We start from the raw sequence: 24,794 nt of genomic DNA on the forward strand, positions 1-24,794 counted from the left end.
TTGACACGGGATGCTTATGGTCAGGTTTATTGTGGTCAGCTGTTTTACTCTCTTTTCCGCATGTTCGTTCGCCGCCGGTATCAACCTCTCCTGCGATGAATATAGCGCTGTTGTTGAGCCTGAGGGGCTTACCGTTAACGGTCATCGCTATACCAACCCGCAAGAGAAGCCGTTCGATATCTCTGACGGTTACACCGGGCGCTCGCTGATTTATACCGACAGCCAGGATCAGAACAACCAGACCAACTGGGTCGCCATCAACATCATCACGCAGATCTCCAGCGGTAAAAAAGCGTTCTTCTTTTCGGACAGCAAACATACGGATGATAAAGCCATCATCTGTACGCGTAAGGATGCAGGGCAGTAAGGTTAAAAGTCTTCCAGCAGTTGCAACTGACTGAAGGTTAATGGGTGGGAGAACATGTACCCCTCAATGCCTATGTGGCTGTAGCGGCTGAGCAGCGCAAGGTCGGATGAACGTTCCACGCCCTCGCAAATGACATGTGTGCCAGCCGGGATCACCTTGTCGATCAAATTGTGAAGTGTTGATAATTTTGCCGGGCTGGCGGCAATTCCGTAGACCAGCGTTCGTGCGAGTTTAATGGTGTCAAAGCGAAACAATTGCAGGCTGTCGGCGGATTCATTCCGGGCGCCAAAATCATCTAACGAGAGCATAAAACCATAGGTTCTCGCCTGCTGTAAAAACGCCTGACGATGCATCTGGGGTGTATCAGCCAGCCACTCGCCAATCTCAATCTCAATGCGTTGCGGCGATACGAGATAATGTCCGCACTGCTGGTAAAGGCTGGCGAGGTACGCCATATCATTCATTAACTGTGCGGGGAGTTTGAATGCAACCGTGATACCTTCTTTCATTTTCAGCAGTTCGCAGACGGTCTCAAACAAAAAATCGCTAATGGCTTTAATGGTTTCTCTCTCAAGAATATCGAAGGATTGTTCTACTGAAAGCCAACGATCGCTGGCATTATAAATTTTGGCAAGAACTTCGTAGCGGAAAATAGTTTTTCCAGAAAGGTGCATGACGGGTTTGAACTCTGCGGTAACGCTAAGTTTTTTGTCCGCAATTTCCAGTGTTTTTATATTCATTATCCCTTATTCAGCTCCCCACTCATAAGAACAGGTCTAACCACTATATAATTTTTCAATTTTACACAACTAATCATAATCTTTGAAAATTGTTTTGAATGATCGATCCTCTCTTTTTGATAGCCTGTATCTATTGCTATTATTAAAATGATCGCTTAAATCTATAAATAAAGGTGGCCTTTTGTTTTAGGTATTTATATTGTGTCAGGTTTATCAACTAATAATTTGTGTTTTGTATTGCTTATCACCTTGTTTTTCTCCGGGAAAGTGTACTCAACGCAAATTAATACGCTCTTAACGCCTGTGGCAATATTTGCTAAAAGTGTAAAATTTGGCGTACATCACATCTTTTCAGCCTGAAGATGGCTGGCTACGGCTTCACACGGCACGACCCGTTGTTCATTTTTTTTGATCTTTTTTCTGTTATGGATGATGTCTTTAAACATGTATTTCTAATATGTATATTGGCGCAGAAACGTGGGAAGTAAAAAATAAAATGCTAGTTTATGGCAATATCACTCCCGCTTTCGCGTACCCATGAGAAGCAAATCTTTTAAAGAGATATGCTCAGAAAGCGTAATAAACCTTTTCAAATTTGCGATTAATGAATTCCACATGCGAAGAACAGGTGTGAGGAGTCCCGGAAATAACACAATGTGTCGCGGTATTTTATATGCTATTGCCGTATGTCAAAAAAAACGTGTGTGAGCAATGCGAGTCGCGAAAGAGACGTTGAAGCCTGGCGGTGAGACTGTGCGATCTCCACTCTCCGTCGGTGGGGAGTGGAGTATCACGGAGAGTTATAAATGTCTGGAGAGGAAATTCTCAATCAAGCGCAGCACCTCCCCGGGATTTTCGCGGTTGCTGATATGCGCAGCATCCGGGATCAGCGTGAAATCGCAGCCCAGCTTTTCTGCCATCAGACGGCCTTCGACTGGCGGTCTCGGCAGATCCAGTTCACCGGTGGCAACGTGTGCCGGGCAGCGAATGGAATCCAGTACTGCAAGCCTGTCCGGGCGACCAAAAATTTGTTTACCGAGCGGAACAATACTGCCGCGCAGTTGTTCCGCCGTGAGTGAAGAGAGATACGCGGTGAGCTGCTGGGTATCCGCCGGTGCGGCATGCTGCGAATAAAATTGCCCGACGATGTAATCCAGCATGGCAGGCGGGATGAAGCCGGCGGTGTCAATGGCGTTGAGCATGCCAAAGTAGCGCTCGCGCGCTTCGCTGGTTTCATCACCGATAAAGGTATCAAACAGCATTAACGCTTTTACCCGCTGCGGCGCTGCGGCGGCCAGTTCGGCTCCCCACATGCCGCCAACGGACAACCCCACCACCGCGAACTCCTCAATCTGCAACGTATCCATCAGCGCCAGATGATCGGCGGCCAGATCCGTCAGCGACGTTGTTGATGCGGGCAGGGCAGGAGACTCACCGTGGCCCCATAAATCCGGCGCTATCACGCGAAACTGTTTAGCCAGAGCCTCAATCTGCGGTGACCACATCGATTTATCGAACAGATAACTGTGGCCGAGTAAAACGGGAAATCCTGAACCGGTATCTAAATATGACATCGTTGCCTTCATTAACTCTCTCCATGTTTGCAGGGCGCAGCCCGGATTTAAACCAGGCGATATCTTACAGGAGATATTTTCGCCGCGTCGGCTGAGAAAATCCTAATTGCAGAGAAACGTCTTAAGCCGTGACCAATACGTTGTCGGAAATGGCGCCGTTTTTTCCATGGTGATTTCGATTTTATCACCCTGGATTTTATGGCGATTATTGAAGATGAAGTGGCCGTGTGCATCTGTTTTCTGCTGCCGGTAATTTTTTGATAATCCGCTACGTTTTTAAGCCGACTTTTTTTTCGATCCTATCTCAAAAATAGGTATTGCCTATGCATCTTTTCTTTTTCGCCGAACGGTCTGTGGTGGGCTGTTTAAATCCATTATTTATCAATTTATTAAACAATTTTTCACTTATCTGTAATGCCTTTCAGCAACGTCTATGCTTATAGCAACAGCCAAAAAAGGGGCTACCGGGGGAATAACCCTGCGGGAAAGAGGTTGAAGTGAGAATTATTATCACTAACATAGGATTATGCCCTTCGAATCTGGTGATGTGAGGTAATGCGATGGAATCATTTAATCCGGAAGATTTTGCGTGGCGCGGGCTGACCATGACGCCTGCCGCTGCTGAACATATTCGTACGCTGGCCAGCAAACAGGCTGGCGTGCTGGGCGTGCGGCTCGGCATTAAGCAGACCGGTTGCGCGGGCTTTGGTTATGTGCTGGATACCGTGACGGAACCGAATGCCGACGATTTGCTGTACGAATCTGAAGGCGCGCGCCTTTACGTTCCGCTTCAGGCGATGCCGTTTATTGACGGCACGGAAGTGGATTATGTGCGTGAAGGATTAAATCAGATCTTCAAATTTCATAACCCGAAAGCTCAGCACGAATGCGGCTGCGGCGAAAGCTTTGGGGTATAGGCGGTACTATGTCTCGTAATACTGAAGCAACTGACGATGTCAAAATCTGGACCGGTAACCTCAATTATAAAGAGGGGTTCTTCACGCAATTAACCACCGATGAGCTGGCGAAAGGCATCAATGAAGATGTCGTGCGGGCGATCTCGGCGAAACGTAACGAGCCGGAGTGGATGCTGGAGTTCCGCCTGAGTGCCTTTCGTGCGTGGCTTGAAATGGAAGAGCCGCACTGGCTGAAAGCGCACTACGACAAGCTGAACTATCAGGACTACAGCTACTATTCGGCGCCGTCCTGCGGTAATTGCGATGACACCTGCGCCTCGCAGCCGGGTGCTGTGCAACAGACGGGCGCGAACGCGTATCTGACCGATGAAGTGGAAGCCGCGTTTAACCAGCTGGGTGTCCCGGTGCGTGAAGGCAAAGAAGTGGCGGTGGACGCCATTTTCGACTCGGTTTCCGTTGCTACCACTTACCGCGAGAAACTGTCGGAGCAGGGCATTATTTTCTGCTCGTTCGGTGAGGCTATCCACGATCATCCGGAACTGGTGAAAAAATACCTCGGCACGGTTGTCCCGTCGAACGACAACTTCTTTGCCGCGCTGAATGCGGCTGTCGCCTCTGACGGTACGTTCATTTATATCCCGAAAGGCGTGCGTTGCCCGATGGAGCTGTCTACCTATTTCCGTATCAATGCGGAGAAAACCGGCCAGTTTGAACGCACTATCCTGGTGGCCGATGAAGGCAGTTACGTCAGCTATATCGAAGGTTGCTCCGCGCCGGTGCGCGACAGCTACCAGCTCCACGCGGCGGTGGTGGAAGTGATCATCCACAAAGATGCGGAAGTGAAATACTCCACCGTGCAGAACTGGTTCCCCGGCGACAACAACACCGGCGGCATTCTTAACTTCGTCACCAAGCGTGCGCTGTGCGAAGGCGAAAACAGCAAGATGTCGTGGACGCAATCAGAAACCGGTTCGGCGATTACGTGGAAATATCCGAGCTGCATTCTGCGCGGCGACAACTCGATTGGCGAGTTCTTCTCTGTGGCGCTGACCAGCGGGCATCAGCAGGCCGACACCGGCACCAAGATGATCCACATCGGCAAGAACACCAAATCGACCATTATTTCGAAAGGGATCTCGGCCGGACATAGCCAGAACAGCTATCGCGGGCTGGTGAAAATCATGCCGACAGCGACGAATGCCCGCAACTTTACCCAGTGCGACTCGATGCTGATCGGCCCGGACTGCGGCGCGCATACCTTCCCGTATGTTGAATGCCGCAATAACAGCGCCCAGCTTGAACACGAAGCCACCACCTCGCGCATTGGTGAAGATCAACTGTTCTATTGCCTGCAACGCGGTATCAGCGAGGATGATGCTATCTCGATGATTGTTAACGGTTTCTGTAAAGACGTCTTCTCCGAGTTGCCGCTGGAATTTGCCGTTGAAGCGCAAAAACTGCTGGCTATCAGCCTTGAACACAGCGTCGGTTAAGAATTAAAGGATAATAAATGTTAAGTATCAAAGATTTGCAGGTAAGCGTTGAAGACAAAGCCATCCTGCGCGGTTTGAGTCTGGACGTTCGTCCTGGCGAAGTGCATGCCATTATGGGGCCGAACGGTTCCGGGAAAAGTACGCTCTCTGCCACTCTCGCCGGGCGTGAAGATTATGAAGTCGTCGGCGGCAGCGTGGAATTTAAAGGCAAAGATCTCCTGGAGCTGTCACCGGAAGATCGCGCCGGGGAAGGCGTCTTTATGGCCTTCCAGTATCCGGTAGAAATTCCCGGCGTCAGCAACCAGTTCTTTTTACAGACAGCGCTGAATGCGGTGCGGAAATATCGCGGCAAAGACGAGCTTGATCGCTTCGATTTCCAGGATCTGATGGAAGATAAAATCAAGCTGCTGAAGATGCCGGAAGATCTGTTGACCCGTTCGGTGAATGTCGGTTTTTCTGGCGGTGAAAAGAAGCGTAACGACATTCTGCAAATGGCGGTGCTGGAACCGGATCTCTGCATTCTTGATGAAACCGACTCCGGGCTGGATATTGATGCGCTGAAAATCGTTGCTGAAGGGGTGAACGCCCTGCGCGATGAGAAACGGGCTTTTATTATTGTCACGCACTACCAGCGAATTCTTGATTACATCAAACCCGACTTTGTGCATGTGTTGTATCAGGGGCGCATCGTGAAATCCGGCGATTTCACGCTGGTTAAGCAACTGGAGGAGCAGGGCTATGGCTGGCTTACCGAACAGCAGTAACGCGCTGCAACAGTGGCATCACCTGTTCGAAACCCAGGGCGGCGCGCGCTCGGAAGTGGCGCAACAACATTTGCAACAAATGTTGCGCTTAGGCCTGCCGACGCGCAAACAGGAGAACTGGAAATACACCCCGCTCGACGGCTTACTGAAGAGCCAGTTTGTCAGCGCGAGCGCCACGGTAAACGCCGCGCAGCGTGATGCGCTGGCGCTGCCGGTGGATGCTGTTCGCCTGGTGTTTATCGACGGGCAATTCAACGCGGCGTTAAGCGATGAGACGGCCGGTTCCGGTTTTGATGTGACGTTCAGCGATGCACGCCATTCTCTGCCCGCGCCGGTGCAGCCGGAGATGTTCCTGCATCTCACCGAAAGCCTGGCGCAGAACGTCACCTGGATTCAGGTCGCGCGCAATCAACGCCCGGCGAAACCTTTGCTGCTGATGCATATCACGCAGGGCCTGGAAGGTGCGGAGATGAACACCGCGCACTATCGCCATCATCTCGAACTGGCGCAGGGCGCCGAAGCGACACTCTATGAGCACTATGTCAGCCTCAGCGAACAGCCGCACTTTACCGGTTCGCGTCTGACGATGAATGTGGCGGCAAATGCGCATTTGCACCATGTGAAACTGGCGTTTGAAAACCCGCAAAGTTATCACTTTGCGCATAACGATATTCTGCTGGGAGCCGATGCGGCGGCTGACAGTCATAGCTTCCTGCTCGGCGGCCTGGTGTTGCGCCATAACACCAGTACGCAACTGAATGGTGAAAACACGCAGCTTAATATCAACAGCCTGGCGATGCCGGTGAAATCGGAAGTGTGCGACACCCGCACCTGGCTTGAGCACAACAAAGGTTACTGCAACAGCCGCCAGTTACATAAAACCATTGTCAGCGACAAAGGACGGGCGGTATTCAACGGCTTAATCAACGTTGCGCAACACGCGATTAAAACCGACGGTCAGATGACCAATAACAATCTGTTGTTAGGACGTCTGGCGGAAGTGGATACCAAACCGCAACTGGAAATTTACGCTGACGATGTGAAGTGCAGCCACGGCGCAACGGTTGGCCGTATTGATGATGAACAGATGTTTTATCTGCGCTCGCGCGGCATTAACCAGCAGGCGGCGCAGAAAATGATCATCCATGCTTTTGCCGCTGAACTGACGGAAGTGATTGGCGACGAAGCGTTGAAACAACAGGTTCTGGCGCGTATCAGTCAGCGCCTGCAGGGGGCGTAGCATGAGTTTTCCCGTGAACGCGGTACGCGCCGATTTTCCGGTGCTGCTGCGTGAAGTGAACGGATTGCCGCTGGCTTACCTCGACAGCGCTGCCAGCGCGCAAAAACCGAATCAGGTCATTGATGCCGAAGCGGAGTTTTATCGCCACGGTTACGCTGCCGTGCATCGGGGGATCCATACCCTCAGCGCGGAAGCGACGCAGCGCATGGAACAGGTGCGTGAGAAGGCGGCGGCGTTTCTTAATGCGCGTTTGCCGGAAGAGCTGGTATTTGTGCGCGGTACGACGGAAGGGATCAACCTGGTTGCCAATAGCTGGGGCAACAGCCAGGTGCGTGCCGGTGACAATATCATCATCAGTGCGATGGAGCACCATGCGAACATCGTGCCGTGGCAGATGCTGTGTGAACGTGTGGGCGCGCAGTTGCGCGTGATCCCGCTTAATCAGGATGGCACCCTGCAAGTAGACGTGCTGCCGACACTGCTGGACGCACGTACACGGTTGCTGGCGATCACCCAGGTTTCTAACGTGCTGGGGACGGAAAACCCGGTGGCGGAGATGATCGCGCTGGCGCATCAGCACGGCGCGAAAGTGCTGGTGGACGGCGCGCAGGCGGTGATGCATCACCCGGTGGATGTGCAGGCGCTGGATTGCGATTTCTATGTCTTCTCCGGGCATAAACTGTATGGCCCAACCGGCATTGGCGTGCTGTACGCCAAAGAGGATATTTTGCAGGCTATGCCACCGTGGGAAGGCGGGGGTTCAATGATTGCCAGCGTCAGCCTGACGGAAGGCACGACCTACGCGAAAGCGCCGTGGCGGTTTGAAGCCGGGACGCCGAACACGGGCGGAATTATCGGGCTGGGCGCGGCGATCGATTATGTGAGCGCATTAGGCCTGCAGGCGATTGGCGAGTACGAGCAGACGTTGATGCGTTATGCGCTGGCGGCGCTGGCGGAGGTGCCGGATTTAACGCTCTATGGCCCGGCACAGCGCCAGGGGGTGATTGCCTTCAACCTGGGTAAACATCACGCTTATGATGTCGGCAGTTTCCTCGATAATTACGGTATTGCCGTGCGTACCGGGCATCATTGCGCGATGCCGCTGATGGCGTTTTACAACGTGCCTGCCATGTGTCGTGCTTCGCTGGTCATGTACAATACGCAAGAAGAGGTGGATCGTCTGGTGGCTGGCCTGAAACGTATTCATCAGTTACTGGGCTAACGAAAGAGGCGAGAATGGCCGCATTACCCGATAAAGAGAAATTGCTGCGCAATTTTGCCCGCTGTGCCAACTGGGAAGAGAAGTACCTTTATATTATCGAACTGGGACAGCGGTTGCCGGCGCTGAGCGCCGAGGATCATAACCCGCAAAACATTATCCAGGGCTGTCAAAGCCAGGTCTGGATTGTGATGCAGCGTAATGACGATGGCGTGATTGAGCTGGCGGGCGACAGCGATGCCGCGATTGTTAAAGGGCTTATTGCCATCGTTTTTGCGCTGTACCAGCAGATGACGCCGCAAGACATCGTCGCGTTCGATGTTCGTCCGTGGTTTGAAAAACTCTCTTTGACACAACATCTCACGCCTTCACGTTCGCAGGGTCTGGAAGCAATGATCCGCGCAATCCGCTCCAAAGCTGCCAACATTAGCTAAACTCAAAGAAAAGCTTTCATTCTGTTATGCGAGGCGTTTTTCGCCTCGCTGGTTTTCAGCTTTCTGGCGTTTTGCCAGTGAATACAGGAACGACAATGAAACGCGTGTCTTTGATAACTCTCTGTCTTTTTGGCGCGATTAGCGCTCTTTCGGTGGCTCATGCGGCGGAATATACCCTGCCGGGAAACGGGAGCCGTATCATCGGTCAAAACCAGACTTACACCGTGCAGGCGGGGGATAAAAACCTGCAAACTATCGCCCGTCATTTTGATACCGCCGCCATGCTGATCATTGAAGCTAATGACACTATTGCCCCGGTGCCGAAGCCCGGAACGGTGGTCACTATTCCTTCGCAAATGTTGCTCCCCGATACGCCGCGGGAGGGAATTGTAGTCAATCTTGCGGAGCTACGGCTTTATTACTTCCCACCTGGTAAAAACAGCGTTCAAGTTTATCCCCTTGGTATTGGTCAGCAGGGGCTGGAAACGCCGGTGTCTGTGACGAAGGTCAGCCAGAAAATACCTAACCCAACCTGGACGCCGACAGCGGGCATCCGCGCACGCTCGCTGGCGAACGGTATTGAATTGCCGCCGGTTATCCCTGCCGGGCCCAATAACCCGCTGGGGCGCTTTGCGCTGCGTCTGGGGATAGGTCATGGTGAATATCTTATTCATGGCACCAATGCGCAGGACAGCGTCGGGCTGCGCGTCAGTTCCGGCTGTATGCGTATGAACGCGGCGGACATCGCTGCGCTGTTTGCCCAGGTTTCGGCGGGAACAAAGGTGACTATCATCAACGAACCGGTGAAGTATGCGGTTGAGCCGGACGGCAGGCACTATATTGAGGTGCATCGGCCGTTGTCTCAGACGGTGGAAGAGAATACCCAGACGCTGCCGATAACCTTCTCCCCAACGCTGGCGTCGTTTATTACCCAGGCGGGCGGCGACAAAGTCGCGATTGATAAAGCGCTGTACCGTCGTGCGGGTTATCCGGTGATAATTCCTGCGGCAAAGCAGGCAGCAAGCCCTGAAAGCGTACTATCGGTACAAAACAGCACGAAAGCGGCAGCCATGAATGCGGAAACGGCAGAAACGGTAACGCAGTAGGGGAAGGGAAAGAAAGGGGTAAATCGCAGGCAAAAAAAAATGGCGCACAATGTGCGCCATTTCATTACAGGAACTCTTACTTACGGTAAGAGTGAGCCTGGTTGTCCAGACGCTGGTTAGCGCGAGCTGCGTCATCTTTAGCAGCCTGAACGTCGGAACGGATTGCGTTCACGTCGTTGCTCAGCTGGTCAACTTTAGCGTTCAGAGTCTGAACGTCAGAAGACAGCTGATCGATTTTAGCATTGCTGGAGCAACCAGCCAGCAGAGTAGAACCCAGGATTACCGCGCCCAGTACCAGTTTAGTACGATTCATTATTAATACCCTCTAGATTGAGTTAATCTCCATGTAGCGTTACAAGTATTACACAAAGTTTTTTAGGTTGAGAATATTTTTTTGATGGGAATACCCTTAAATTTGATCGTTCGCTCAAAGAAGCACCGACTTTGAATAAATGGTTAAAAAACGTGTGTTAAAACATCGGGCTTCCATCGGATTCATCTTAGATAATGTGCTGCTTAAATAGTGAAATCCGATTTGATTTTTTATTTAAGGTGGAGACGGAAATATAAAAAAAGCGCCGCGAGGGCGCTTTTTTAATCAGTCTAAATTGTCTGGTTATTATTACAGAACGTGGACAGAAGCGGTGTTTGTGGTGCCGCTTGGAACCAGCGCGCCGGAAACCATCACTACGACGTCGCCTTTGCTGGCCAGGCCGCTTTGCAGCGCCACTTCTTTACCCAGACGGTAGAAATCGTCCGTAGAGGAGATCTCTTTCACCAGCTGTGGGACAACGCCTTTGCTCAGCACCAGTTGACGTGCAGTGATTTCGTTAGTCGTCAGCGCCAGGATGGTCGCATCCGGGAAGTATTTACGCACAGCGCGTGCAGATTTACCGCCCTGAGTCGCTACCACAATCAGCGGTGCTTCCAGTTTTTCTGCGGTTTCAACGGCGCCACGGCAAACGGCTTCGGTAATGCGCAGCTTACGGCTGTCGTTGTTGTAGTCCAGACGGCTGGTCATTACGCGATCGGTACGTTCACAGATGGTCGCCATGATACCAACGGCTTCCAGCGGGTATTTACCTTTTGCAGATTCACCGGACAGCATAACTGCATCGGTACCGTCGAGGATGGCGTTCGCTACGTCGCCGGCTTCCGCACGGGTCGGACGCGGGTTTTTGATCATCGAGTCGAGCATCTGGGTCGCGGTGATAACGACTTTACGCGCGCGAATACATTTCTCAATCATCATCTTCTGCGCGAAGATCACTTCTTCAACCGGGATTTCAACGCCCAGGTCGCCACGAGCAACCATGATGCCGTCAGAGGCTTCGAGAATTTCGTCGAAGTTGTTCAGGCCTTCCTGGTTTTCGATTTTGGAGATGATCTGGATGTTTTCGCCGCCGTGCGCTTTCAGATGTTCACGAATTTCAACCACGTCGGAACGTTTACGGATGAAGGATGCCGCAACGAAATCAACGCCTTGCTCGCAGCCAAAGATCAGGTCTTGCTTATCTTTTTCAGCCAACGCCGGCAGTGCGATGGAAACGCCTGGCAGGTTAACGCCTTTGTTTTCACCCAGGTCGCCGTTGTTCAGAACCTTACAGATAACGTTGTTACCTTCGATTGCGGTAACTTCCATGCCGATCAGGCCATCGTCCACCAGAACGGTGTTGCCGACGCTCAGATCATTGGTGAAACCTTCATAGGTCACAGCAACAGTGTCGGCATTGCCGACTACGGATTTGTCAGTGGTGAAGGTGAAGGTCTGACCCGCTTTCAGGGAAACGTCGTTGCCGCCTTCCAGCTTGATGGTGCGGATTTCCGGACCTTTGGTGTCCAGCAGAATTGCCGCTTTTTTACCGGTTTTGCTCAATACGTTGCGCAGGTTTTTGATGCGCTGGCCGTGTTCAGCATAGTCACCGTGAGAGAAGTTTAAACGCATGACGTTCATGCCCGCGTCCAGCATTTTCGCCAGCATCTCTTCGGATTCGGTTTTCGGACCGATGGTGCAAACAATTTTGGTCTTTTTCATGACAGTTCTGGTCTTTAAGTTTGAGTTGAGAAGGATTGGGAATTCACGCTCCGGCTGGCGCACAGCGGCCCCGGAGTCAAATCTGTGTTACGAAAAGAGCGATGCCACTGCCTAAGGATAGGTGACATCAAAAAAGCGTGCAGAGTAATGTGTGCCTGAGTTTCAGCCCAACAGGGAAAAGTATGATTTAAGTTTGGTATTTTACAGTTCAATCAGCTGAAACCATTCAAGAGTGAATAGGCGGCCATTATACGCCAATTTTCAGCGAAAAGGAAAATGAAAACGGTGTTTCAAAAATCATCTGTGCAGTTTCACAACGAAGTGTTATCAACGTGTTAAGTTAGCACAAAAATAAAATCCGCAGATTTACCGCTAAAACTGCGCTTTTACCGCCAAATCGATAAAAGCAGGGCTAATCTGCGCCCCGGATTCACAAATTTGAGCGTATAAAATCTCAACAAGTGAAACATGTTAAGTATGCACGCTGTAACGTTTTAGCGATGTTATTTACTGATTCAGGATACGTAATGCCTGCTCGTGCAAAAACGGGCAGCCGGCAGCAAGGATATGACCGCCCGATTCCGGTCTCCCGCCGTCTAATGTGGTCACCACGCCGCCTGCCTGCTCGATAATGGGTATCAGCGCCACAATGTCATACGGTTGCAACGCATATTCCAGACACAGATCAATCTGCCCGGCGGCGAGCATCGCCATGGCGTAGCATTCGCCGCCGTAGCGGATCATCAGCGTACTCGCTTCCAGCGCGGCAAAATTGATCGCCGGGAAACGCGACACAGGTTCAGGTGAGGTGGTGTGGAAAATGGCCTGCTCAAGCGCGATTCCCCGGCGCGTCTGTAGCCGCGTTGTGCCCTGCGGCCCCTGATGCCATGCCTGCTCGCCATCGGCCCAGAAACGCTCGCGGGTAAAGGGCTGATCCATCATGCCGATACGCGCACGGCCTTCAACTGTCAGACCGATCAACGTTCCCCACACCGGCAAACCGCAGAGAAAAGGGCGCGTACCATCAACCGGATCCAGCACCCACTGTAGCGGGCCGGAGCCGGTCACACCGAACTCTTCGCCCATAATGGCGTGTTCCGGGTAGCGGGCGGTGATGATGTCGCGCATTACGCGCTCCGCCTCGCGATCGGCGTCGGTCACTGGGTCAAAGCGAAACCCTTCTTTGGGTTTGCTGCCGACATGCAGATTGGTTTGCGCGCGAAAACGCGGCAGTGTCTGTTGATCTGCCGCATCGGCCAGTTCATGCAAAAAAGCGCTATCAGGCACAATATGATTCATTGCGTAACTCTCCGGTGTCTTATTTGAACGCTGAAACAGGTCTTTCCGAACGTTGCATCTCTGGTTGTAGCATAACCCAATGACAGATTATTGATTGTATACAATAAAGATTGCATACATAGCGGCTTATATGTATTTTTATGCACATAATTTGCATAAAAAGGTGGTGTGTATGTTCAGGAAGTGGATGCAGGCAGGTTGTCTTTTTGCTGTTCTGGCGAGCAGCGCGTTTGCTGCCCAGCAAACTTACGTGGTGGGCGCAGGGGGAACTTATCGTCCGTTCGAGTTTGAAAACAGCCAGAAGCAGTTAGAAGGCTTTGATATCGACATCATTAAAGCCATCGCCAAAGCCGAGGATTTTAATATCAAGCTGATCAACACGCCGTGGGAAGGGATCTTCGCCACGCTGGGCTCCGGCGATCGCGACATCATTATTTCCGGCATTACCATTACGGACAAACGTAAACAGATGGTTGATTTTTCTGCGCCTTATTTCCCGGCGGAGCAGTCGATCGTGGTGCCGGCCAGCTCAAAAGTAACCTCTCTGGCATCGTTGAAAGATGAAAAAGTCGGCGTAGTGAACTCCAGCACCGGCGATATCGTGGTGTCAGACGTTTTGGGGAAAAACAGCACGGCGATTAAACGCTTTGATAACACGCCGCTGATGCTGCAAGAGTTGTTCGAAGATGGTGTCAGCGCGGCCGTGGGCGATGTGGGCGTAGTGAAGTACTACATCAAACAGCACCCGGAAAAACAGTTCAAACTGGTGCCGGACGCGAAGTTTGAACGTCAATATTTTGGTATTGCGGTGGCGAAAGGGAATACCGAATTACAGGCGAAAATTAACAGCGGCCTGAAGAAAATTGTGGCTGATGGTACCTACGCCAAAATTTATAAAACCTGGTTTGACGACCACGTGCCTGAATTGCCCGCGCAATAACACTTCGCTTCTTTTTTATTCCGGCTACCGTGAACATTCCGGTAGCCGTCATTTTTTCAGGAATGACTTATGTCGGGATTCCGTTGGGAAATAATCCAGGAGTACGCGCCGTTATTTATGGAAGGCGCCTGGATGACCATCAAATGCACCATTATCTGCGTTATTTTAGGCACGCTCTGGGGCCTCACGCTCGGCCTTGGCCGCATGGCGCAGGCTGAGCATGGGCCATGGAAATATGTATTGCGCTATCTGGTGCAATTTCCGGTGCGTTTTTATGTCAGCGCCATTCGGGGTACGCCGCTGTTTGTGCAGATTATGGTCGTACACTTTGCGCTGGTGCCGCTGTTCATCAACCCGCGTGACGGCATTCTGGTGACCAGTGGGATCATGAGCAGCGATCTGGCGCGAGGGTTGCGCTCCGACTACGGCGCGTTTCTCTCCTGTATCGTCGCCATCACGCTCAATGCCGGTGCCTATGTGTCGGAGATCTTCCGCGCGGGTATTCAGTCTGTCGATCGCGGGCAGATGGAAGCCTCACGTGCGCTGGGTATGCCGTGGTGGAAGACGATGCGCAAAGTGATCTTGCCGCAGGCGTTTCGCCGCATTCTGCCGCCGTTGGGTAATAACGCCATTGCTATTGTTAAAGATTCATCACTGGCTTCAGCGATTGGCCTTGCGGATCTGGCCTATGCCGCGCGCACCGTTTCTGGTGCGTATGCCACCTACTGGGAACCCTATCTGACCATTTCGTTGGTCTACTGGGTGATCACCTTCCTGCTTGCGCAACTGGTTAACCAACTGGAAAAGAGGTTTGGCAAAAGTGATTCACGTTAAAAACCTGCATAAACATTTTGGCGAAAGCCATGTGCTGCGCGGCATCAGTTGCGATATCAAGCCGAAAGAAGTGGTGTGCGTGATTGGACCGTCTGGCTCGGGGAAAAGTACCTTTCTGCGTTGTATGAACGGTCTGGAGTCGGTGAGCGAAGGTGCCGTTGAGGTGAACGGCTTTGCGATCCACAATCCGAAAACCGATATCAATAAAGTGCGCGAAAGCGTCGGCATGGTTTTCCAGCGCTTCAACTTGTTCCCGCATATGACCGTGCTGGAGAACCTGACAATGGCGCCTGTGAACCTGAAAGGCATGAAACGCGCAGAGGCCGTTGCCCTGGCGGAGAACCTGCTGGCGAAAGTCGGGCTGAGCGAGAAACGTGATGCCTGGCCGGCGAGTCTTTCCGGCGGGCAACAGCAGCGCGTGGCAATTGCTCGCGCGCTGGCGATGAATCCGTCGATTATGCTGTTTGATGAACCGACATCGGCGCTCGATCCGGAGCTGGTGGGTGATGTATTGCAAGTGATGAAAACGCTGGCGACGGAAGGGATGACGATGGTGATCGTCACTCATGAAATGGGCTTTGCTCGCGAAGTGGCAGATCGGGTGATATTCATCGATCAGGGCGTGATCCAGGAAGAGGGCCCGCCGCAGCAGATTTTTACCGCCCCCACCAATCCCCGAACCGCCTCGTTCCTCAGTAAAGTTCTTTAACATCAAGCTCTCTGCGGAGGGCTTTTTTGTTTTCCGATGACAGAAAGTGCAAAGCGTGCGATCGGACGGCGGTGGATACTGCAACGCGCCATACTTGAACGACGGTGTGGGAGCAACAACAGGATCACACTCGGGTGTTATCACCTTTGTATCAAGCCTGAAAAATAAACGGAGAACAGTTATGACGATGAAAGTCCTCGGCTATGCCGCACAGTCAAATAAAGCCCCGCTGGCGCCTTTCCACTTTGAGCGTCGCGACCCACGGGCAGATGATGTGGTAATTGATATTCTTTATTGTGGCGTTTGCCATTCCGATCTTCACCAGGCCCGTAACGACTGGGGTTTCAGCCAGTATCCCATCGTGCCGGGTCACGAAATCATTGGTCGCGTTGTGTCTGCGGGAGCGGGTGTCAGCAAATTCAAACCCGGCGATTTAGTCGGCATCGGCTGTATGGTCGATTCCTGTCGTGAATGTAATCCCTGCAAACAGGGGCTGGAACAGTATTGCGAAGAGGGGAACGTTCAGACCTATAACGGCATTGACCGGCATGATCACCGCCCTACATTCGGTGGCTATTCACAATCGATCGTCTGTTCGCAAGATTTTGTGTTGCGCATCCCGGAGAACCTCGATGCGCAAGCAGTCGCACCGCTGCTGTGCGCCGGGATCACCACCTGGTCACCGCTGCGCCGTTGGGGAGTGAAAAAAGGCAGTAAAGTGGCGGTGATCGGCCTTGGCGGGTTGGGGCATATGGCGCTGAAACTGGCCCATGCGCTGGGCGCGGAAGTGACGCTGTTTACCCGTTCACCGGGCAAAGAGGCGGATGCCCGTCGTCTGGGCGCGCACCACGTGGTGCTCTCTACGGACGCAAAACAGATGGAAGCGGTACACGGGGAGTTTGAGCTGATCATCGATACCGTGCCTTACACCCACGATATCAATGCTTATCTGTCAACGCTGACGCTGGATGGCACGCTGGTGTTTGTTGGGCTGCTGGGCCCGCTCGAACCGACCATTAACACCATCCCGCTGCTGATTGGGCGCCGTTCGGTTTCCGGCTCCGCGATTGGCGGTATTGCCGAAACGCAGGAAATGCTTGATTTCTGCGGCGAGCACAACATTACTGCGGATTCTGAGCTGATTCGCATGGATGAGATCAACGACGCCTTTGAACGCCTGCTGAAAAGCGACGTGAAGTACCGTTTTGTTATCGATATGAAAACGCTGAGTGCGTAAACGTAAAACACCGGCAGGCCGCGTTGGCGGTCTGCTGCGTAACGCAGCGATAAAACAAGGGAAGAAAAAGGGAACTTAAGAATGGTGCGTCCGAATGGACTCGAACCATCGACCCCCACCATGTCAAGGTGGTGCTCTAACCAACTGAGCTACGGACGCACTGAGAGAATGGTGCGTTCAATTGGACTCGAACCAACGACCCCCACCATGTCAAGGTGGTGCTCTAACCAACTGAGCTATGAACGCAGTGTTGTGGTTGACAACGGGGACGAATATTAGCGGCAGCCCGGAGATGTGGCAAGGGGAAAATGGCAAATTTCTTCCTGAATTCACGCGATTGCGGAACAACTAACCAAAACGCCGGGAAAGTAGCCGCCATCCGGCGGCTACTGGCCTGTTAATGCGCAGCGCGCTGCAAAATCCGGGCGGAAGGCTGGCGTTGCAGGAAGCGCATCCGCAGCATCATCAAAATTGCCGCAGACGTCAGGCCGATGATAAAGCCCATCCAGAAACCGGCTGGCCCCATTCTCGGCACCACTAAATCGGTCAGCGCCAGGATGTAGCCGGCAGGAAGCCCCAGCACCCAGTAGGCGGTAAAGGTGATAAAGAAGATGGAACGCGTATCCTTATAGCCGCGCAGCACGCCGCTGCCAATGACCTGAATTGAATCGGAAATCTGATAAATCGCCGCCAGCAACATCAGGTGCGACGCCAGCGCCACGACTTGCGGGTTATCGTTATAGAGCAGGGCAATCTGCTCGCGCAGCAGCACGGTGAAAATCGCCGTGACCACCGCCATGCAGACGCCGACCATCAACCCGGTGCGCGCCGCGATTTGGGCATCAATGGTTGATCCCTGACCCAGACGGAAACCGACGCGGATGGTCACTGCCGCGCCAAGCGACATCGGCAGCACGAACATCAGCGAACTAAAGTTGAGGGCGATCTGGTGCCCGGCGACATCGACAATCCCCAGCGGCGACACCAGCAGTGCGACCACCGCAAACAGCGTGACTTCAAAAAACAGCGCCAGCGCAATCGGCAGGCCGAGTTGCGTCAGACGTTTTAGTACGTCCATATCCGGTTTCGCAAAACGCTGGTTCTGCTGAATATCGCGCATGACGCGGGCGCGTTTCACCCAGATGCGCATACAGATAAACATCACCCAGTACACCGAGGCGGTAGCTACGCCGCAACCGACGCCGCCCAGTTCCGGCATACCAAAATGGCCGTAGATAAAGATGTAATTCACCGGGATATTGACCAGCAGGCCGAGAAAACCCATCACCATGCCGGGTTTGGTGCGGGCAAGGCCTTCGCACTGGTTACGCAGCACCTGGAAGAAGAGATAACCGGGCACGCCCCACAGCAGCGCGCGCAGGTAACCCACGGCTTTGTTGGCTAACTGCGGGTCGATGTTGTGCATCGCGCGAATGATATGACCGGCATTCCACAGCACCACCATCACCAGAATGGAGACGGTGCCAGCCAGCCAGAACCCCTGACCGATTTGATGTGCGATGCGATCGCGGCGTCCTGAACCGTTAAGTTGCGCAATCACCGGCGTCAGCGCCAGCAGCAGGCCATGTCCAAACAGGATCGCCGGCAGCCAGATTGAGGTACCAATGGCGACGGCAGCCATGTCCGTGGCACTGTAGCCACCCGCCATCACCGTATCAACGAAGCCCATAGAGGTCTGGGCCACCTGCGCGAAAATAACCGGCACGGCAAGTGCCAGTAACTGACGCGCTTCTGCTACATACTTCTGCACGTGAACACCTTTATATTGTTGTTATTAGAAAGAATGGAACGGCTTATCAGGAAGGAGTTTTCCTTGTGCTAACAAGAATGCCGCAGTGTGAAAGATGCGGCATCTGTATAAATCTTACCTGCTATGGCCCCTTTTTTCCATGTTGACCATACAGCAAAATTATTACCGCGCCGGGAGCGGGGCGCTTATCTTATCACCGGCCTGGCGGGAAAAGCAGCGGCGGGGTGAATGAGACTGGCACGGGCTATTTTCACCTGTTATTGTGCGTAAAGAACACGGCTGAGCCGTAAGAATGGAACAGGAGTGGTAAGTATGTTTACGGGTATTGTACAGGGTACGGCAAAACTGGTTTCGATTGAGGATAAACCGAATTTCCGCACCCACGTTGTTGAGCTTCCTGAAACGATGCTGGAGGGAATTGAGACCGGTGCTTCCATTGCCAACAATGGTTGTTGTCTGACCGTGACGGCCATTAATGGCAGCCATATTAGTTTCGATCTGATGAAAGAGACGCTGCGTATTACCAATCTCGGTGAGCTCAATATTGGTGATAGGGTAAACGTTGAGCGCGCGGCAAAATTCAGCGATGAAATTGGCGGCCATTTAATGTCCGGCCATATTATGACGACCGCTGAAATCGTTAAAATTCTCACCTCCGAGAATAACCGCCAGATCTGGTTTAAAGTCCAGGATCCGGCCTTAATGAAATATATCCTCTATAAAGGATTTATCGGTATTGACGGTATTAGCCTGACAGTCGGCGAAGTGACAAGCAGCCGTTTCTGCGTGCATCTGATCCCGGAAACGCTGCAACGCACCACCCTTGGCGAGAAAAAACTGGGTCACCGCGTCAATATTGAGATTGACCCGCAAACGCAGGCCGTGGTCGATACCGTTGAGCGCGTGCTGGCGGCAAAAGAAGCCGCTGTCATCAGCAGCGAAGAGTAAAGAAAACCCCGGCTTGCCGGGGTTTTTGTTTTAGCGCGGAACGCGCAGGCCGTGTTCGATACCGCGGCTGAAGACCACCTGCCACAGTTGAATATCACGCGCGCGGAAAGCGCCTGCACAGGCATTCAGATAGTAGCTGAACATCCGTTTAAAGCGTTCAGAGTAGTTGTCGGCAATTTCCGGCCAGGCGGCAAGAAAACGTTCATACCAGGCCATCAGCGTGCGATCGTAATCGGCGCCGAAGTTGTGCCAGTCTTCCATCACGAAATGCGATTCACTGGCGTTGGCAATCTGGCGGACGGAAGGCAGGCAACCGTTCGGGAAGATATAGCGGTTGATCCAGGGATCAACGCTGAGATCGGTGCGTTTTGAACCGATAGTGTGCAGCAGGAAAATTCCGTCTGGTTTAAGGTTGCGATCCACCACGCTGAAATAGGTCGCGTAATTTTTCGGCCCCACATGTTCAAACATCCCGACGGAGACAATGCGGTCAAATTGCTCATTCAGATCGCGATAATCCTGCAGGCGAATATCGACATCCAGCCCTTCACAACGCTGTTGCGCCATTTTTTGCTGTTCCGCCGAGATCGTTACGCCGACCACGCTGACGCCGTAATTCTGCGCCATAAATTGTGCCAGCCCGCCCCAGCCGCAGCCGATATCCAGCACGCGCATCCCGGATTTCAGCTTCAGTTTTTCACTGATAAGCTTTAATTTCGCCCGTTGTGCGTCGTCGAGATTTTCTGCGTCTTTCCAGTAGGCGCAAGAGTATTGCATCTGCGGATCCAGCATGCGGGTAAACAGATCATTACCAAGGTCGTAATGCTCTTTACCGACAATCCAGGCCCGTTTTTTACTTTGCAGATTAAATAATCTTGCTCCGGCAATGCGGAGTGTGTCTTTGAAATTGTGCGGAAGCTGTTTTTCCAGTCCGGCGCGCAACACTTTGGTGAAGAAAATATCCAGACGATCGCATTCCCACCAACCGTCCATATAACTTTCACCTAGCCCGAGCGAACCTTCCTGTAAAACACGTTTAAAAAAATCCGGGTTTTTCACCTGGATATCTGAAGCGGCGGGACCGTTGACGCGGATACCTGCGCGGCTCAGTAATTCGTTTGCTATACGGAACCAATTATCATCCCGTACGCCAACTTCTTCTATACACGATGAACTCATAACTTCTCCATCACTCGCAGTGATCTGAACCTTCAAACAGCGTAGTCGCTTTTTCGGGCTTGTGAGAAATCTCACGGTTTTCGCCGTGAGGCTGATATCCGACGTAGAACAGAGGAAGGGAGATGACCCTTGCCGAAAGGCCTTCCCTGGAATGACGGGCACAATCCGGTGCCCGTTACTACATAATATTTATCGTATTTATTAAAAACCGAAAATCAGTATAGGCCTCAATATCAGGTGATTCAACTTAAAGCTGTTAGCAAGCTAATCACTTCACTATCGATAGTCGTTAACACAATCATCCGTGCGAAGAGGAGGGGACAGCCTCATCTTCTACCATTTCGGTATTACGCTGGTGTTGCTGGCGATAGCCAAACGCCGCCAGCAGCACCATCGCCACCATCACGCTAGTGGTGGTGAACAGCGGCGTGGCAATCAGCCCTGAAACCACCAGGCTTGCCAGGAAACACAACCCGAGTTGCAACGTATTTTGCAGCGCGGCTGCGCGACCAGTCGCCTGGGGAAACGGGCGTAACGCCTGTGCCACCACAACAGGATAGATGGCGCCGTTGGCCATAGCCATAAAACAGAACGGGATCAGCAGTGCGGTCAATGATGCCTGTGGCAGCAAACCCACGATCCAGGTGGTAATCACGCTTAGCCCAAAGGCGCTCAGCAGCCACGGAAGCAGGCGGGAACCCTGCCATTTTTGCAATGCGGCGCGGCAACCATAACCGCCAATCAGGAAGGCAATGGTCTGCGGTACGTAACTCAGACCAATCACTGACGGACCATAACCCATCTCGTGCAAAATAAACGGCGAACCGGTCAACCAGGCAAAAAAACTGGCCGAGCAGGCGGCGTAGATGATGACATTGCCGCGATACGCTTTATTGCGCAACAGATCGAAAAAGGTCAGCGGCTGTTCATGCAGCGCAGCGGGCTGTGCAGGCGTTTTCAACCGCCAGGCGGGCACCATCAGCACCAGGGTTATTGCCAGCAGCGTGGCAAAAATCGCCTGCCAGGAGAAGTGCTCCAGCATCCACGCACCCAGCAGAGGGGCAAGTGCAGGCGTCAGGCCCACCAGCGGCATAATGGTCGCGAAGATACGATTAACGCGGTGTGCCGGATAGTTGTCAGTGACCAGCGCCTGCCAGCTGACGGTAGCGGCACAAACGCCGATCGCCTGTACGAAACGCAGCGCCAGTAACAGGCTGGCGTCCCGTACCCACAATGTTCCCAGACAGCCAAGTGCGAAAATGGTCAGCCCGCTCAACAGAATAGGTCTGCGGCCATAGCGATCCGACAATGGCCCCCACACCAGTTGTGCGACAGCAAAGCCTGCCAGGAACAAACTGAGCGTGGCGCTAACGATGGCCGGAGAGGTTTGCAAATCTTGTTGTATCGCGCTAAACGCGGGCAGGTACATGTCGGTGGCTAAAAAGCCCAGCACGCTTAATCCCGCGAGCCAGACTAAAAATCCTTTGCCAGGTTGCATTCGAGTTCTCACCTTGTTGCTTCTTCAGGGCTGTCGAGTGTAAGGAGTGCTTTCCTGCTTGTGAAACGCTAATATTTGCGCAGTGATTTCAAAATTTTTGCAGGCAGATTATGTGGTCAGAATATTCACTGGAAGTGGTAGATGCTGTTGCGCGCAACGGTAGTTTCAGCGGTGCCGCCCAGGAGCTGCACCGTGTACCTTCAGCAGTGAGCTATACCGTGCGCCAACTCGAAGAGTGGCTGGCGGTTCCGTTATTCGAACGCCGTCATCGCGATGTGGAGCTAACACCCGCCGGAAGCTGGTTTTTAAAAGAGGGGCGATCTGTTATCAAAAAAATGCAGATCACCCGCCAACAGTGTCAACAGATCGCTAACGGCTGGCGCGGCCAGCTGGCGATTGCCGTGGATAACATTGTGAAACCGGCGCGAACACGGCAACTGATCGTCGATTTCTACCGACATTTTAACGATGTCGAGTTACAGGTTTACCAGGAGGTGTTCAACGGTGTCTGGGATGCGCTGGCAGATGGACGCGTTGAGGTGGCGATTGGCGCGACCCAGGCGATCCCGGTCGGTGGACGCTACGCGTTTCGTGATATGGGCATGCTGAGCTGGAAATGCGTGGTTTCCAGCCGCCATCCACTGGCATCAATGCCCGGCCCGCTAAGCGATGAAACGTTGCGCAACTGGCCTTCGTTGATTCAGGAAGATACGTCGCGCTCGTTGCCTAAACGCATTACCTGGCTGCTGGATAACCAGAAGCGGGTCATCGTGCCGGACTGGTCCGCTTCCGAAGCCTGCCTTTCTGCCGGGCTGTGCGTGGGGATGGTGCCCGCGCATTTCGCCCGTCCACGGCTGGACAGCGGCGACTGGGTGGCGCTGGAACTGGAGAACCCTTTTCCGGATGCGGCCTGCTGCCTGACATGGCAACAAAACGACGCATCACCGGCGTTGAGCTGGCTGCTGGAGTATCTGGGGGACAGTGAGACGCTGAACAGCGAATGGTTGCGGGAGCCGGAGTAACGGCCCCCGCGGGATGTGATTAACGGCGGTAGTCGCGGAACGGGCCATCCGCCACCGAGCGGCGTTCGATCAGGCGCGGATGAACTTCAATGGATTGCGACTCTTCGCGTTTGTTGACGATACGATCGAGCAACATGGTAAACGCTGTTTCACCCAGCGAATCTTTCGGCTGATGGATGGTGGTCAGCGCGGGCGTAAAGTAGCGGGAATTGCGCACATTGTCATAGCCGATCAGCGAAATGTCCTGGGGAACGCGCAGCCCCATCTCATCTGCCGCGCAGAGCGCGCCCATCGCCATAATATCGCCGCCGCAGAACACGGCAGTGGGGCGGTGTGACTGGTTGAGGATCTGCTGCATCGCCCGGTAACCCGATTCCGGTTCAAAGTCGCCCTGTACGATCCAGTTTTCCGGTACGGTGATGATCGCTTCTTCCATCGCCTTCATAAAACCAGCGAGGCGGCCAGCGCCGGTGTTGCGCTCCAGCGGGCCTGGAATGACGCCGATATCGCGATGCCCGCGCTCAATCAGATAGCGGCCGGCCATATAGCCGCCTTCAAAAGCGTTATCAATGACCGAGTCGGTAAAATCGGCTTTCGCCTCGCCCCAGTCCATCACCACCATCGGGATATTACGGTACTCTTCCAGCATGCTCAGCAGCGATTCCGGGTATTCGGAGCACATCACCAGCAGGCCATCGACACGTTTTTGCGCCATCATCGACAGGTAGGCGCGCTGTTTCTCAAGGTTGTTCCAGGCGTTGCCAAGGATCAAGGTGTAGCCTTTCTGGAAGCATTTTTTCTCTACAGCTTCGATGATCTCGGCAAAATAGGCGGCTTCGCTGCTGGTGGCCAGCAAACCGATCGATTTAGTGTGATTGACTTTCAGGCTACGCGCCACGGCGCTGGGGGAGTAATGCAACTCTTTGATCGCTGCCCATACGGCGTTGCGGGTCTCTTCAGCGACGAAGCGCGTTTTGTTGATTACATGTGATACGGTTGTAGTGGAAACGTTTGCTCGTTTCGCGACGTCTTTAATCGTTGCCATCAGAAATCACTCCAGACCATATCATAAGCTCCTGATAATACTTAAGGTAAACGTTTGCCTTCAATCACCCTGAACCCCAGCAAAGTGAGTGCGGTACGCCGGGAAAAAGACACTAAACGTCAGGAGGGGAGTCAATGGCCGGTACGCTAATAAATTTAGCGTCGAATTTTGTCTTATCTTGAGCAAAAGGGGAAGCGCTAAAACATATCTCCCGCTAATTCCTGCAAGATTTTTATGATTATCTGTGCAAAAATGCGCAAACTCACTTTTTGTGGGGAAATGAAAATGGAGAAAAATTGATGAGCACCGATCTGAAGTATTCTTTGGTCACTACTGTCATTGTTCTGAGCCTGATTGTTTTCGGTGGGCTGACCGCCGCGCTGCATTGATCTGACACGAGGGAGAGCCTTCTCCCTCGGCTTT

24 protein-coding genes, 2 tRNA genes and 1 pseudogene are annotated in these 24,794 nt (G+C 52.9%); 15 read left to right on the top strand and 12 right to left on the bottom strand.

From position 1 onward, the window contains the following. Window positions 1–16 precede the first annotated feature (16 nt). Window positions 17–367, top strand: a complete 351-nt coding sequence (locus tag C0557_RS10235) for a hypothetical protein (protein ID WP_253073806.1) — start codon at window positions 17–19, stop codon at window positions 365–367. Between the two features lie 2 nt (window positions 368–369). Here the strand turns inward: C0557_RS10235 and C0557_RS10240 are convergent, their stop codons facing one another. Continuing rightward, window positions 370–1,107, bottom strand: coding sequence for an EAL domain-containing protein (locus C0557_RS10240; protein WP_074779315.1), 738 nt, complete (start codon window positions 1,105–1,107; stop codon window positions 370–372). 800 nt (window positions 1,108–1,907) lie between these two features. Beyond that, entirely contained in the window at window positions 1,908–2,693 is a 786-nt protein-coding gene (locus tag C0557_RS10245) for an alpha/beta fold hydrolase (protein ID WP_208658367.1), read from the bottom strand. A gap of 548 nt (window positions 2,694–3,241) precedes the next feature. Between C0557_RS10245 and sufA the strand changes: the two genes are divergently transcribed. The 7 genes from sufA to C0557_RS10280 all read left to right on the top strand — a co-directional run bounded on the left by sufA (window position 3,242) and on the right by C0557_RS10280 (window position 9,854). Then, window positions 3,242–3,598, top strand: a complete 357-nt coding sequence (gene sufA, locus C0557_RS10250) for a Fe-S cluster assembly scaffold SufA (RefSeq protein WP_007374739.1) — start codon at window positions 3,242–3,244, stop codon at window positions 3,596–3,598. A gap of 8 nt (window positions 3,599–3,606) precedes the next feature. Further along, window positions 3,607–5,091, top strand: a complete 1,485-nt coding sequence (gene sufB, locus C0557_RS10255) for a Fe-S cluster assembly protein SufB (protein WP_043953738.1) — start codon at window positions 3,607–3,609, stop codon at window positions 5,089–5,091. Window positions 5,092–5,108: 17 nt separating this feature from the next. Beyond that, window positions 5,109–5,855: a Fe-S cluster assembly ATPase SufC gene (gene sufC / locus C0557_RS10260; RefSeq protein WP_074779309.1), complete on the top strand. Its 747-nt coding sequence runs from the start codon at window positions 5,109–5,111 to the stop codon at window positions 5,853–5,855. Further along, the gene (gene sufD, locus C0557_RS10265) at window positions 5,830–7,095 is read left to right on the top strand and encodes a Fe-S cluster assembly protein SufD (protein WP_208658368.1); all 1,266 of its coding nucleotides are present in this window, start codon (window positions 5,830–5,832) and stop codon (window positions 7,093–7,095) included. The genes sufC and sufD overlap by 26 nt, the downstream gene beginning before the upstream one ends. Window position 7,096: 1 nt before the next feature. Beyond that, on the top strand, window positions 7,097–8,317 hold the full coding sequence (gene sufS, locus C0557_RS10270; RefSeq protein WP_208658369.1) for a cysteine desulfurase SufS: 1,221 nt from the start codon (window positions 7,097–7,099) through the stop codon (window positions 8,315–8,317). A 14-nt stretch (window positions 8,318–8,331) separates the two neighbouring features. Further along, window positions 8,332–8,748: a cysteine desulfuration protein SufE gene (gene sufE / locus C0557_RS10275; protein ID WP_043953735.1), complete on the top strand. Its 417-nt coding sequence runs from the start codon at window positions 8,332–8,334 to the stop codon at window positions 8,746–8,748. A gap of 95 nt (window positions 8,749–8,843) precedes the next feature. Next, entirely contained in the window at window positions 8,844–9,854 is a 1,011-nt protein-coding gene (locus tag C0557_RS10280; protein WP_208658370.1) for a L,D-transpeptidase family protein, read from the top strand. A gap of 76 nt (window positions 9,855–9,930) precedes the next feature. On the opposite strand, the gene C0557_RS10285 is transcribed toward C0557_RS10280, so the two are convergent. From C0557_RS10285 to C0557_RS10295, 4 genes and pseudogenes are all read right to left on the bottom strand, one after another. After that, window positions 9,931–10,167 (bottom strand): major outer membrane lipoprotein, encoded by a 237-nt coding sequence (locus C0557_RS10285; RefSeq protein WP_007374746.1) that lies wholly within the window; start codon window positions 10,165–10,167, stop codon window positions 9,931–9,933. 309 nt (window positions 10,168–10,476) lie between these two features. Then, entirely contained in the window at window positions 10,477–11,889 is a 1,413-nt protein-coding gene (pykF, locus tag C0557_RS10290) for a pyruvate kinase PykF (protein ID WP_208658371.1), read from the bottom strand. An 83-nt stretch (window positions 11,890–11,972) separates the two neighbouring features. Continuing rightward, window positions 11,973–12,101: pseudogene (locus tag C0557_RS27415) on the bottom strand (hypothetical protein); the annotation flags it as partial. Between the two features lie 295 nt (window positions 12,102–12,396). Continuing rightward, window positions 12,397–13,188 carry an inositol monophosphatase family protein gene (locus C0557_RS10295; protein WP_208658372.1) on the bottom strand — a complete coding sequence of 264 codons (792 nt, stop codon included), beginning with the start codon at window positions 13,186–13,188 and terminating at the stop codon, window positions 12,397–12,399. Window positions 13,189–13,360: 172 nt separating this feature from the next. On the opposite strand from C0557_RS10295, the gene C0557_RS10300 reads away from it, so the two are divergent. The 4 genes from C0557_RS10300 (at window position 13,361) to C0557_RS10315 (ending at window position 16,908) form a co-directional block, all read left to right on the top strand. Then, window positions 13,361–14,128 (top strand): basic amino acid ABC transporter substrate-binding protein, encoded by a 768-nt coding sequence (locus tag C0557_RS10300; protein WP_074779299.1) that lies wholly within the window; start codon window positions 13,361–13,363, stop codon window positions 14,126–14,128. Window positions 14,129–14,197: 69 nt separating this feature from the next. After that, the gene (locus tag C0557_RS10305; protein WP_208658373.1) at window positions 14,198–14,962 is read left to right on the top strand and encodes an amino acid ABC transporter permease; all 765 of its coding nucleotides are present in this window, start codon (window positions 14,198–14,200) and stop codon (window positions 14,960–14,962) included. After that, complete coding sequence (locus C0557_RS10310; RefSeq protein WP_208662895.1) at window positions 14,949–15,671, top strand: amino acid ABC transporter ATP-binding protein; 723 nt, start codon at window positions 14,949–14,951, stop codon at window positions 15,669–15,671. Before C0557_RS10305 ends, C0557_RS10310 begins: the two co-directional genes overlap by 14 nt. 181 nt (window positions 15,672–15,852) lie before the next feature. After that, entirely contained in the window at window positions 15,853–16,908 is a 1,056-nt protein-coding gene (locus C0557_RS10315) for an NAD(P)-dependent alcohol dehydrogenase (RefSeq protein WP_208658374.1), read from the top strand. An 82-nt stretch (window positions 16,909–16,990) separates the two neighbouring features. Here the strand turns inward: C0557_RS10315 and C0557_RS10320 are convergent. The 3 genes from C0557_RS10320 to mdtK all read right to left on the bottom strand — a co-directional run bounded on the left by C0557_RS10320 (window position 16,991) and on the right by mdtK (window position 18,679). Next, window positions 16,991–17,067 (bottom strand) — tRNA-Val (locus C0557_RS10320). A 10-nt stretch (window positions 17,068–17,077) separates the two neighbouring features. Then, a tRNA-Val gene (locus C0557_RS10325) sits at window positions 17,078–17,154 on the bottom strand. A gap of 151 nt (window positions 17,155–17,305) precedes the next feature. Then, complete coding sequence (gene mdtK / locus C0557_RS10330) at window positions 17,306–18,679, bottom strand: MdtK family multidrug efflux MATE transporter (protein ID WP_074779295.1); 1,374 nt, start codon at window positions 18,677–18,679, stop codon at window positions 17,306–17,308. Window positions 18,680–18,991: 312 nt separating this feature from the next. Between mdtK and C0557_RS10335 the strand changes: the two genes are divergently transcribed. Continuing rightward, window positions 18,992–19,627, top strand: a complete 636-nt coding sequence (locus tag C0557_RS10335; RefSeq protein WP_074779293.1) for a riboflavin synthase subunit alpha — start codon at window positions 18,992–18,994, stop codon at window positions 19,625–19,627. A 30-nt stretch (window positions 19,628–19,657) separates the two neighbouring features. On the opposite strand, the gene cfa is transcribed toward C0557_RS10335, so the two are convergent. Both cfa and punC read right to left on the bottom strand, forming a co-directional pair. Beyond that, window positions 19,658–20,806, bottom strand: coding sequence for a cyclopropane fatty acyl phospholipid synthase (gene cfa, locus C0557_RS10340; RefSeq protein ID WP_208658375.1), 1,149 nt, complete (start codon window positions 20,804–20,806; stop codon window positions 19,658–19,660). Window positions 20,807–21,104: 298 nt separating this feature from the next. Next, complete coding sequence (gene punC, locus C0557_RS10345; RefSeq protein ID WP_208658376.1) at window positions 21,105–22,304, bottom strand: purine nucleoside transporter PunC; 1,200 nt, start codon at window positions 22,302–22,304, stop codon at window positions 21,105–21,107. A 110-nt stretch (window positions 22,305–22,414) separates the two neighbouring features. Between punC and punR the strand changes: the two genes are divergently transcribed. After that, the gene (punR, locus tag C0557_RS10350; protein WP_208658377.1) at window positions 22,415–23,326 is read left to right on the top strand and encodes a DNA-binding transcriptional activator PunR; all 912 of its coding nucleotides are present in this window, start codon (window positions 22,415–22,417) and stop codon (window positions 23,324–23,326) included. A gap of 19 nt (window positions 23,327–23,345) precedes the next feature. On the opposite strand, the gene purR is transcribed toward punR, so the two are convergent. Next, complete coding sequence (purR, locus tag C0557_RS10355) at window positions 23,346–24,371, bottom strand: HTH-type transcriptional repressor PurR (RefSeq protein ID WP_074779287.1); 1,026 nt, start codon at window positions 24,369–24,371, stop codon at window positions 23,346–23,348. Between the two features lie 299 nt (window positions 24,372–24,670). On the opposite strand from purR, the gene C0557_RS10360 reads away from it, so the two are divergent. Continuing rightward, the gene (locus C0557_RS10360; protein WP_090137008.1) at window positions 24,671–24,760 is read left to right on the top strand and encodes a YnhF family membrane protein; all 90 of its coding nucleotides are present in this window, start codon (window positions 24,671–24,673) and stop codon (window positions 24,758–24,760) included. Window positions 24,761–24,794: the final 34 nt, after the last annotated feature.

This window comes from Kosakonia sp. MUSA4 (assembly GCF_013085925.1).
GTDB lineage: Bacteria > Pseudomonadota > Gammaproteobacteria > Enterobacterales > Enterobacteriaceae > Kosakonia > Kosakonia sacchari_B.